Raw genomic sequence first — 11,496 nt, 5'->3', positions numbered from 1 at the left:
AGGAATCAGGAGTTATAACATCTGCTTCCAGTTTTATGTCAATCTCTTTTTTAGGTACAAGCGTTACTTCTTCCGTTTCTCCAGTAATTTTGCCGGTAAATGATTCAGGTTTTGTAACTGCTTCGAGCTTACTCTCGGTCTCTTTTTTATGAGTAAGGACTCCGTCTGTCATGCTTTCACCTCTCACCGTTAACCTGTATGGGAGTCGGGTTTTCCAGGTACTTCTCTGGAGTCGGATAGTTGGCAAAACCTATGGTGTAATACCTGAACCAGTCCTTAACGTCGACCAGCATTTCCTTTTCCCGCTCGTCCTGTACGTGCACGTCGGAATAGTATGTACGCTTCCCAGGCAAAGAGACAACCTCTCCTTTTACAACCACGATTTCTCCATCCTTTACAGTGTATTCTGCCTTCCTGAAAGTTCTGAGAAGAGCTTCGTAGTCGTTTGCGTCAAGCTGTTGCGGATTTATGTTGTAAACTGTGACATCTCCATCAGCACCCACGCCAAGTGAACCTTTCCTGTGTGCCATTCCAATTGTCTTAGCAGGGTTAGCTCTGGTCAGGATCGCAAGGTCATAGAGTGAAAGTTCCCGGTTTATGCCTCCAAGTGTACTTCTATCGTTTGCCCACTTATGGCACTCACTGAAGGTCTGTTTTCTGAAAGCTTCAGACATGAGCCAGGTCATAACCTCCGGATATTTCGTAAACGGCCCGCCATTGGGGCTGTCAGTGGTCATAATTGTCTTCCAGGGGTCGTTAATAAGCAAAAGACATTCAAGTCCCATCGCCCATTGCAGGCTGTGTACAGGGTTGGACTTGTAATAGGTAAAAGGAAGCACACCTGATCCGCACTCCATTTCTACGTCGGTGCTTGACCATTTGTTACCTGTAAGTGTGTAAAGGTCATGAATGGCAGGTCCATCTCCTGTCATAACTGTAGCTTCTCCGAAAGGAGTGCATCCACTGTCGGTCACTACGTGATCTTTATTGTTGATGTAGTCTGCAACACCCTTTACTCCGGACTCGCAGTCTGCCCAGGTAGTACCTGCAAATCCATTGAACATCAGGTGAGACAGGTAAACGGAACGGTTCCTTGAAGGATCTATTTTGGTTTCGGCCCATTCCACGTCCATATCCTGTCTGGTCTTTACTCCATCAAAAATCTTGAGAGAATCCTTAGTAATTGCATAGCAGCCAGGGTGTCCCAGGTTATTTGCATGAAGGTGAACAGGCATAGGCATACCAAGGTGTTCATTGATTTCGGTTAGCCCTTTAATAATCTCTCTTGGGGTAATTTCGAAATGGATATTGGCCTCATCTAACGAGCTGACATTTTTACCCCAGCTCCAGTTTTCAACTCCTGCAGGGTTGACACATTTGATTCCGTAAGCCTTGTGAGTTTTCATCATCCAGGCCACATAGGCAGCAGCCTTTTCCATATCCCCTTCCCTGAGATAGCGCATCATAAAGAAGTTATTTCCGAGTACCAGATACCCGCCCATGTCAAGGAGCGGAGTAGCATGCATTTCTTCATGGGTATGGCGCGCTTCAAGAGGGGGAATTGCAGCTTCAAAGACAGTTGTATAGCCCATTGCTGAATAATCATATCCCTGTTTGTAAACAGAGGGAACAGTGTAACCTGAACCAGAATGGGTAAGTGAGGTCTTCTGGAGATTTGCTTTATAATGGTCTTCAGGACGCATTGCCCTGCCGGCATTAACCTTTGCACCTGCAACGTGAGAATGGGAGTCAACTCCACCAGGCATGACTGTCATGCCGGAAGCATCAATAACCTTTGCGTTTTTCAATTCAGCCGCAGAAAGCTCTCTTACAACTTTTCCGTCCTTAATGAAGACATCCATAATTTCCCCATTTATTTCATTGAGGGGATCAAAGACGTATCCGTTCTTGATTGTAATTGTTCCTGCCATTTATTTCACCTTTCTTTTCACAAGCTTGATTGCATCAACAGGACAGATCATGGCGCAGGCTCCATCTGCCCCGCACAGGTCCTGGTTTACTACCGAAATTTTTCCGTCCTTAACCTCAAGAAGAGCTTTTTTATCCATGTCATTCAGGTATCCTGCAGCAAGCTCACGGCTATAGAGAGCATTTACAGGGCAGACAATCACACAATTTCCACAGCCCAAACATGCGTCTTCATCCGTTTCCAGGCAGGTACGTAGTATAGCGTCAGGAACAGGGATTTCAAGCACTTTTTTCTCAAGCACACTCTTTTTCTCCACATTCGGGAGAATTGCAGTTTTTTTGACATCAATGGCGTTAACAGGGCAGGAAACTGCACAGGCTCCACAGTAAATGCAAGCATCCGGCCTATGACTTATTTTTTCAACTCGTTCTCCGGGTTTAGCTTTTTTATTGAAAATGGCACTTGTGCGACAAACTTCCACTCAGGTATGGCAGGTCTGGCAAACATTCTCATCTCTGGTCCAGCGCCCTTCAAAGGGTTTTTCCACGGAAATAGCATTAACCGGACAGACTGCAACACACCAGCCGCAGTGGATACAGCGCTCCAAATCAATATTCGTCTTTCCGACAAGCTTCAGTTTTCCGTCCTCTGAAATTTCACGGGTTACCTCAATACAGCCTCTTTTCCGTCCTCTGAAATTTCACGGGTTACCTCAATACAGCCTCTGGGACAGATTTCCTCACAAACCCCGCAGTGAACGCAGTTTTCATTTACTGACGTGGGTTTCATTGCCTTGAAAAGATAAGACATATCAGTGAGGGATTTTCCTTCCTGTTTCATTTCAAGAGCACCTGTGGGACAAACTTTTGCGCAAATTCCACAGGCAATGCACTCTTCACTCTTCTTAATTTCCAGAAAATCCGCATCTACCACCCCTCTTACTACAGCCCCCACAGCCCCTATGGCCAGGTTACCTTTCGGGCATGCCTGCACGCAGGTTCCGCAGCCAATGCATCTTTCCGGGTAATAGATTAGCTGCTTGCCTTTTTTTTCGGCAAAGACAGATAATCGCATATCATCTTGCATTTTGTTGCCTCTCAACGTCTCTCAACGTTATTCTTTGCAATCGCCGCATAGCAGCTCGTTATCATGTTGAATGAACATTTCTCCACAGCTTTCACAGCACTGGATTCGCTTTTTTTTGCGTACCGGAACTTCTACATCCACAAATTTCCAGGAATACACTTTTTCTCCTGCTTCCAGGAGGATTGGGACAACTTCCACATGAGGAAGCTTTTCAGTATTCAGGAACCAGGCATGGAGTTTGGGATAGTCCTTTGTCTTATCGGGGTCGAGAATAATTCGGATCCCTTTTACGTTGTTAGCTCCTTCAGGTGCCTGTTTATTTATTGTAACCGCCATCTTCCCAAAGTTCATGATCTTTAATCCATTGTTTCCTATGGTAGCTCCGGCAAGGATCTGGAATGGGTCAGGCATGCAGCTTTTCGTTTCGCAGGCCACGTATATGCGTTCTCCATCCCGGATATCAAGCTCCCGCCTTGCGATATTGAGCATCTGGATACCGATTAACGCTCCTGAAGTCAGGAAGCCGTGAAAGGGGATAACCTTTTCAATCTGTGAAAGCAGTTTGGGGTCTTTTATCTGCTTCATGATTGCTTCCATAGTTTCTTTCTCTAATTGCGAGTTTTTATGCAATGTATAAACCCCCCATGGGTTCAACTTATATTATTATTGAATATGAGCGTAGGATAAGATATTATAACTCTAATTATATAAGTGCTATAATATATAATTATCGTTGAACGTTATTCATCCTCAATTAAGGTCTGTCAGTGGGTTGTAGAAAGTCGCATATCTGTGAGTTATGGAAAGCCACATTACAAAAACCTCTATAAATTTCTAACATTCAACTCTTTTTTCCTGACTTAATCTCCAGATGATCTGGATTTTCATATTTTTCAACCGTTATGTTCAGTTAAACATAACGGTTTATATAGTTTGTATGCTTTCATGATTATTGAGGATCACAGAAGAGAAAATCATGTTAAATTCTCAAATCCCCAAAATCGTTCCTGTATGTGTATTAGACAAAGGTAAAAAGTCGAAAAATCAACCTTTGAACCGTCCACCTATGAGCCCCCAACTTTATTCATAAAGAGAATGTAGTCAGAGAAAAATATTCTCTATTCCAGAAACCTGTCCATTGTTAGGGAAAATAAATTTATTATTTCATATCCTTGCTCCAAATGAAATATAATGCATTTTCCTAAAAGATAATGACAGAAGAGGAAGTTGAATTTCACAAAAAAGAAGGGTGAGCCTGGTTTGACAAGAGTTTGACAAGAAATTCACATAAATTTAGTGTGTTCCATTTGAATGCAAACATTGGGGTTTTGAAACTGGGTGTGTTCTTGTAGTTCTGTGCTCCTCATTTGATGGTTAAAAACTTTAAATTCAAAAAGAATCACATCTTCTAAGGTGGTTCTAAGGTAAGTTTCATTAAAAGAGATAACATAATGACATTATCAACTCTCTTGATAATTGATATAAATTTCAGACAGTTCTCTGTGATCGGAAACTTACTGATTATTCTTAATTCCATATTCTGAGAAATAGTTTTCAGTTGTGGGCAGCTTATAGGTAAATTGATAACCAGATTTGCATAATATGTATTTCTGAAGAAAAACTATTATTTATACTAATGTATATAATAAAACCTTATTATATATACGTAAACTATATTATCAAGTAGGACAAAATTGAATAAGCAAGTCTTCACTATGAATACTTGAAGGAGGAGCAAGGAAATGAAATTAAGTGCACGTAACGTTTTAAAAGGCAAGGTTAAAAAGGTCGTGACAGGTGCGGTCAATTCTGAAGTTATAATAGAATTGCCTGGCGGAGCAGAAATGACTTCCATCATCACAAAGACCTCAGCTGAAAGTCTTAAGCTAAAAGAAGGAAGCGAAGTATACGCAATTGTTAAGGCTTCAAATGTGATGATCGGTATAGACTAATCTTCAATTTTCGTTTTATGCTTCGTGCGTGAAAATTGGTACATAGCGTCATTCCACTCTGCAGAAGTCCATTATAGCTACTCAGTTTTATTAGCGGCAGCTTGAAAAAGGTAAGTGTAGTGTACATTTGCAGAGTGTGAAACAATTTCATCTCAGTTTGTGTCTTTAGCGGGATTTTATTTAGTTTGGATTTATTTTTTATACTCAATTTACATAATCTAAACTAGCTTCCAAAACTTAGACTCAACTTTCATAATCTAGATCGCTCTGCTAAAAAAAGTTTGCCTTATAAGTCTGATTAAATGAGTATCTAGTTGTCTCTTGAATCAGATTATCCCGAAAATAAAAGACATGATCATTATGTTGGACAAGGTATGGTTTCCTTTATCTCTTACGCTCTGGATAGCAACCATATCATCCATTTTAGTTCTTTTCAGTGGTGTAGTAATCGCTTATATATTTGCAAGGCGTGATTTCCGAGGAAGAGAGCTTGTAGAACTGTTAGTAACACTTCCTCTAATTCTTCCACCCACAGTGATTGGTTATCTTCTTGTAATTCTTGTGGGTAGAAATGGGTTTCTTGGCAATCTCATTTACAATTTTTTTGGCACAGGGGTCATGTTTACCTGGCAGGCAGCAGTCATTGCGGCTTATACAGTTTCTCTTCCTCTTATGGTGAGAGCTGCCCAGGCAGCTATTGAAGCCGTAGATAGAGAGCTTGAATATGCAGCCTATATCCTTGGAAGAAGTGAGATTGAAACTGCTCTCCTGATAACCTTACCCCTTGCAAAAAGGGGTATACTCGCAGGGCTGGTACTCAGTTTTGCAAGGGCTGTCGGAGAATTCGGAGCAACTCTTATGCTGGCAGGGAATATCCCGGGAAAAACAAACACAATGTCCATCTCGATATACAGCGCTTTTCAGGCAGGCAATGACGAACTTGCTCAGACTCTCGTCATAATCCTAATTTTTATATCCCTGCTGGCTATATCTCTAACCGGACGTTTCATAGGAAAATTAGAGGTATAATTTTGGGCGTTAAAATTGACCTTAAAAAACAGTATAATGAGACTAACCTCGGTAGAAAAAAAAGCGTTAAGAAGTCTTTTGTGTTAGATGTTAGCTTTGAAATGGAAAACGAACTTGTCGTACTTTTTGGGCCTTCAGGATCAGGAAAAACCACTCTATTTAAATGTATTTCTGGGATAACGGATCTTGACGAGGGAAAGATAATTGTAGGGAATAAAGTTTATTTCGACAAAGAGAAAAAAATCAATCTCTCTATCCAGAAGCGTAATCTGGGTTATGTTTTCCAGAACTATACTCTTTTTCCCCATATGAATGTAAGAAAAAACATAGAATGCGGGCTTAAAGGTTGGGAGAAAGAAGCAAAGGAAAAGAGGGTTCTGGAGATGCTGAGTCTTCTTCATATTGATGAGTTAGAGAATCGATATCCATCCCAGCTATCAGGCGGACAGAAGCAGAGAGTTGCTCTTGCAAGGGCGCTTGCTCCGAAACCAGAAATTTTACTTCTGGATGAACCCTTCTCTGCACTTGATCTGGAAATAAGAACCAGACTTGCAGAAAAAATAAAAGATTTGCAATCCAAAATTGGAATACCTGTGTTGTTCATCACTCACAATCTGGAAGAGGCTTTTCAGCTGGCTGACAAGATTCTTGTCTTATACGAGGGAAAAGCTCAGCAGTTTGGAACCCCGGAAGAAATACTTTATCATCCTGAAAATTTACATGTGGCAGAATTGGTTGGGATCTCCAATATTTTCGATGATGCTTATGTTAAAGAATGTGATGAAGAGTCAAAAAGTATAGTATTAAAAAGCGAATCTCTGAGTTTAAGGGTGAAAACTCAGAGATTCAAACCTGGAGATAAAGTTTCCTGGGGAATTCATCCTGAGAACATAACTCTTCTTTTACCTGATTCCAACTCTGAGAATCAAAACGAAAATACTTACTCTGTCCGTATCAATAATATAATCAATAAGGGACCAAAAAAACGCATTACACTTACACTTGTTAGATGCGGTAAGATTCTGACTGCAGACGTCCCTGCACAGTTTGTTGATTCTCTGAAACTGCATGCAGGTGATATATGCCTGGCAAAATTGGAAATGACTAAAGTAGTGGCATTCTGTGAACTACCGCTTAGCTAAAGGCTTAACAGCTCCGAATTCATAGATGACCATCGGTATCTTCAAAGGCTTGAATTCCGGCTGCACTATCCGTAATTAGTTTCTCTCTTTCGCTCGTTTCGGCTTTACGCAGTTACAAGCTAGTGTCGAGTCAAACACAAAATATCGTATAAAATCGAGTGCAGTTATTAGGAATTATTGAATCCTTGATAATTGACTTGACACTAGAGTCAAAGGGTTTTCTACGGCTTATTGAATTTGATAGTAAATTTTTGAAAAAGGTAGCTTGGTTCTCGCTTGCCTTAATATGATATTGTATTGTTCAATGGTCTATAGGAAGTCAACATATGACGAAAAGAATGTTAATAAGTTGATGCCTGTATCCCGCAAAGGTAGGGACTTCGGAGTTTTACACTTCCCCTTATAAATCATAACCAATAAATAACAATATTTATATCTGTAGAAAAACTTCAACTTTTGGCTGGCTACTTTATAAGGAACATATTATCTGAATAAGTTTATAGAAGTTCTCATTTTATAAAACATGTAGAAAAAATCCAGTGCAACCGATGATACATTAATTTTAATACAAAGAGTTCTATTACTTTTCATAACTTTTTGGGAGTAAGTTCACGAAATTTTGTTAAATCTTATTATTAAATTTTAACTAAATATATGTGAGGTGGGATTATGGTATTTAAATCAATCAACCCCTATACTGAAGAAGTGAACTGGGAATACGATTCTTTTTCTTTTGAAGATTGTGAAGCCCATATTAAAAAATCAAGGGCTGCTTTTTCAGAATGGAGTTCCCTGTCTATTGAAGAAAGGACCGGATATCTTGCAAGAGCTGCAGAGGTTCTTCGAAAGAATTCAGATATCTATGCCGAGATTATCACGAAAGAGATGGGAAAACCTATCAAGCAGTCAAGAGCTGAAGTTCAGAAGTGTGCCCTAGTGTGCGATTATTATGTTAAAAATGCTGCTGAGTTTCTAAAAAATGAGTTTGTTGATACAGGGGCTGAAAAAAGCTATGTGAGTTTTGAGCCTCTGGGCGTAATTCTCGGGATAATGCCCTGGAATTTTCCTTTCTGGCAGGTATTCAAGTTTGCAATATCTGCAATCTGTGCAGGAAATGTCTGTGTGCTTAAACATGCTTCAAATGTGCCTAAGTCAGCCCTTGAGGTTGAGAAAATCTTTTTGGAGGCCGGGTTTCCGGAGTATGTTTTCAAATCTCTGTTAATCGACTCCAGAACTGCAATGGAAATTATTAAAAAGGATATGGTGGATGGGATTTCACTTACAGGCAGCATAAATGCAGGCTCTGAAATTGGAGAGCTTGCCGGGAAAACTATCATGCCTTTTGTACTGGAGCTTGGAGGTTCAGACCCTTTTATAGTGCTTGAGGATGCCGATATCGGGAGGGCTGCTCAGGCTGCAGCAAAATCTCGCTTTCTCAACAGCGGGCAGGGTTGTATTGCTGCCAAAAGATTCATTGTCCTGGAAGCTATTATTGAGGATTTTACGAAAACATTTGAACTAGAAGTAAATAAATTAAAAGTCGGAAACCCCATGGATGAAGAAACCGACATTGGACCTGTTGCAAGAAAAGAGTTTGTCAAAGATCTAGAAAAAATCCTGGAAGACGCGACGAAAAAAGGAGCGGAACCTCTTATTTGTGGAAAAGATTGCGAAAAAGGCTTTTTCTTCAAACCGACTATTATCCCTGCAGCCAGTCTTGACATGGAAGCCTGCAGTGTGGAGGTTTTCGGACCTATTGCACCCTTGATCACGGTAAAGGATGATGATGAAGCAGTGAACGTTGCAAACTCCACGGAGTTCGGACTTGGAGCCGAAGTGTGGTCAGGAAATCTGGATAGAGCCGAGAAAATGGCAAAAAGAATAAGATCTGGATTTGTGGCAGTCAATGGAATGGTCAGATCTGATCCAAGACTTCCTTTTGGCGGGATTAAAAAGTCTGGGATTGGTAGAGAGCTTTCCCATTACGGACTTAAGGAATTTACGAATATAAAGGCCATAGTTGTTAATAAGTGAAGGGCATTTTCCGACAACTTCAATATTCTTGCTAGCAATGGCGTAAAGCATTATGATATTATTTTTGGTACGTCATACACCTAGCAATCGCCCAAATTTTTTCGGCTCTTAGCTGTTTTGTATTGGTTGAAAATAATTGCTTAGTTTAAAAGTAGCCAGACCAAAAAGAGAGACATCAAGCTTGAATGTGATTTCCAACAACAAGTGTTTCTAGATATTAAATATGTTATTTTAATATTTAGGAGATGAATGGAAGTTACCCACTCGAAACAGCGAAGAGCCATTTTTTCCTACTTTCTTATGAAGAGCACATTTGATAAAGCTGTTTCTTACGAATAAATTAATATTTCTGGAATTTTCTTCGCATATTATCACAGTAAGTACGGGAATATTTTTCTGTTTTGCAACTTTACTTCTCTGGATTCGATATTTTAAGTGACTACTCGAACTTCTGATCATGAAAGCAGTCCCAAAAATCCTGTTGATTAAGTTTAAAAAAGTTTTATGGATAAGTGTTCATTTTCTGAGTTTTTTATTAAACTTCAGTCACAGAGACTCAGTACCAAAATCTAGTGATGGATGTAAAATTCAAAATCACTAGATTTTGTAAATGGTCACCATCCGTGTAATACAACTTAATGATTCAAGTCTTTAGATAGCGAATATTGATTTTGATAAAAACTGGATTCTTCTTGCTAATTCAGATTTTCTATCAAAAATGCAAAAATCACTGGATTTTGGAACAGAGTCGTCACAGATTCTGAAGGAAATTATCAATTTTTACGATCTTATATGTAAAAAATCTCAAAATTCTTCTTGCAGACTATTCATTCATAAATCATTATTGAATCAAGTCTTACAGTACCTATTTTTGTCCAGTATTCACAAGTGCTACAATACTGAGTTTCACCATCAGAGTGCAGTTTCAGTTTAGAATGGCAATTTGGACATATTTCCAGATGTTTCATAAACAAAACCCCTTTCTTTTTACTTCGAATATGGAAGTCTATTTCCTCTTCATACTATAAATAACCTATGAACAACAATAGTTACGATTTTTACAGTTCTGAAATAATTCTCATTCGTTCCTAAACTAACAGAGTTTATAAATTAACAAATTAGGGATATAAAATACGGTCAATAACTCCTATCATTTCTAGGCCTACATAGAGCATTAGAATTATAAAAAGAAGCTTCAAATGTTCGGGATCTACAAGATGGGCAATTTTCGCTCCGTTTTGTGCTGCAAAAAACGCCGGAAATGCGAGTAAAATCCAATTTAGAAGATTTACATATCCAACAGAATAAGGAGGAAGTCCGGCCTTTCCCCAGCCATTGATTATATACCCGATAGATCCACTAAAAGATGTAAAGATTATTATTGCAGCTGAGGTTCCTATGGCTTTTCGCATATCTAAATGAAGGAAAATCAACATGATTGGAATTCCAATAACTCCTCCGCCAAGCCCTAAAAGACCGGAAAAAAAGCCTATAATGATGCCTGAAAAAACATAAGGAAATGAATTAGAACTGATATAGTTCTTTTCTGTAACAGCAGGGGTTAAATAAGTTCTAATTACACCAATCAGAACTACGATTCCGAATATTTTGCTAAGGGTAGAAGCCGGTAAGTAAGAAGCTACTGCTGCTCCTGCAAAACTGAAGATTGATCCGAAAACTCCTATTATTGTTGCCTGTTTCCAGAGTACTGCATTTTTTTGATGGTAAATGTGAGCAACATTTATAGCATTTAGCAGAACCACAAAAAGGGTTGTCCCAAAAGCTATCCTTATTGCAATGTCATGCTGAAGCCCGGTCTCCTGCAGAAGCCAGTATTGAACCGGAGACATGATAAAGCCTCCACCGATACCAAGCATACCCGAGACGATACCCGTAAAAAATCCTGTGAGAATCAGGACACCGAGATAAAAAGGGTCTGTAGGAGTCATTTCCAGTCAAGTATGGTTTATTTTATGATTACCTTGGGCCTTGCTATTTTCCCTATATAAGAAGAAGTTTGTCCTTTTTTCCTCAGATATGCATTAATCTGTGAATTGATTAAAGTTTGTGTTTTAATATCCGGATCCTGCCTTACTTTTTGTTGTTATTTAACATGGATTTATGCATTTTTTGTTTTCTCGCAAGTTATTTCGGAATACAGGTCAGTAGACAAAGGGATATTTAAAGAAGAAATGCTTCCAGCTGAGAGAATAAATTTTACTATATAGAAAATATGTTTTTTTTATTAATTTATTTTGTTTATTCATGTATATTGTCTAAATCGAATAACTATATATAAGTTTGTGAATTATGTTTCCAAACC

At 39.2% G+C, this 11,496-nt stretch carries 7 protein-coding genes and 1 pseudogene; 4 read left to right on the top strand and 4 right to left on the bottom strand.

The window, feature by feature from the left end:
• Positions 1 to 176: 176 nt before the first annotated feature.
• The 3 genes and pseudogenes from ASJ81_RS04750 to ASJ81_RS04740 all read right to left on the bottom strand — a co-directional run bounded on the left by ASJ81_RS04750 (position 177) and on the right by ASJ81_RS04740 (position 3,646).
• Positions 177 to 1,931, bottom strand: coding sequence for a formylmethanofuran dehydrogenase subunit A (locus ASJ81_RS04750; protein WP_095643485.1), 1,755 nt, complete (start codon positions 1,929 to 1,931; stop codon positions 177 to 179).
• A pseudogene (locus ASJ81_RS24755) lies at positions 1,932 to 3,016 on the bottom strand (4Fe-4S binding protein).
• A gap of 27 nt (positions 3,017 to 3,043) precedes the next feature.
• Positions 3,044 to 3,646 carry an FmdE family protein gene (locus ASJ81_RS04740; protein WP_095643484.1) on the bottom strand — a complete coding sequence of 201 codons (603 nt, stop codon included), beginning with the start codon at positions 3,644 to 3,646 and terminating at the stop codon, positions 3,044 to 3,046.
• A 1,112-nt stretch (positions 3,647 to 4,758) separates the two neighbouring features.
• On the opposite strand from ASJ81_RS04740, the gene ASJ81_RS04735 reads away from it, so the two are divergent.
• The 4 genes from ASJ81_RS04735 (at position 4,759) to ASJ81_RS04720 (ending at position 9,173) form a co-directional block, all read left to right on the top strand.
• Entirely contained in the window at positions 4,759 to 4,968 is a 210-nt protein-coding gene (locus ASJ81_RS04735) for a TOBE domain-containing protein (RefSeq protein WP_095643483.1), read from the top strand.
• A gap of 351 nt (positions 4,969 to 5,319) precedes the next feature.
• The gene (gene modB / locus ASJ81_RS04730; RefSeq protein WP_095643486.1) at positions 5,320 to 5,997 is read left to right on the top strand and encodes a molybdate ABC transporter permease subunit; all 678 of its coding nucleotides are present in this window, start codon (positions 5,320 to 5,322) and stop codon (positions 5,995 to 5,997) included.
• A gap of 2 nt (positions 5,998 to 5,999) precedes the next feature.
• Positions 6,000 to 7,139: an ABC transporter ATP-binding protein gene (locus tag ASJ81_RS04725; RefSeq protein WP_245859802.1), complete on the top strand. Its 1,140-nt coding sequence runs from the start codon at positions 6,000 to 6,002 to the stop codon at positions 7,137 to 7,139.
• Positions 7,140 to 7,808: 669 nt separating this feature from the next.
• On the top strand, positions 7,809 to 9,173 hold the full coding sequence (locus tag ASJ81_RS04720) for an NAD-dependent succinate-semialdehyde dehydrogenase (RefSeq protein WP_095643481.1): 1,365 nt from the start codon (positions 7,809 to 7,811) through the stop codon (positions 9,171 to 9,173).
• 1,118 nt (positions 9,174 to 10,291) lie between these two features.
• On the opposite strand, the gene ASJ81_RS04715 is transcribed toward ASJ81_RS04720, so the two are convergent.
• On the bottom strand, positions 10,292 to 11,122 hold the full coding sequence (locus tag ASJ81_RS04715) for a sulfite exporter TauE/SafE family protein (protein WP_095643480.1): 831 nt from the start codon (positions 11,120 to 11,122) through the stop codon (positions 10,292 to 10,294).
• Positions 11,123 to 11,496: the final 374 nt, after the last annotated feature.

This window comes from Methanosarcina spelaei, from assembly GCF_002287235.1.
GTDB lineage: Archaea > Halobacteriota > Methanosarcinia > Methanosarcinales > Methanosarcinaceae > Methanosarcina > Methanosarcina spelaei.
This window is presented reverse-complemented; position numbering and strand designations above follow the sequence as displayed.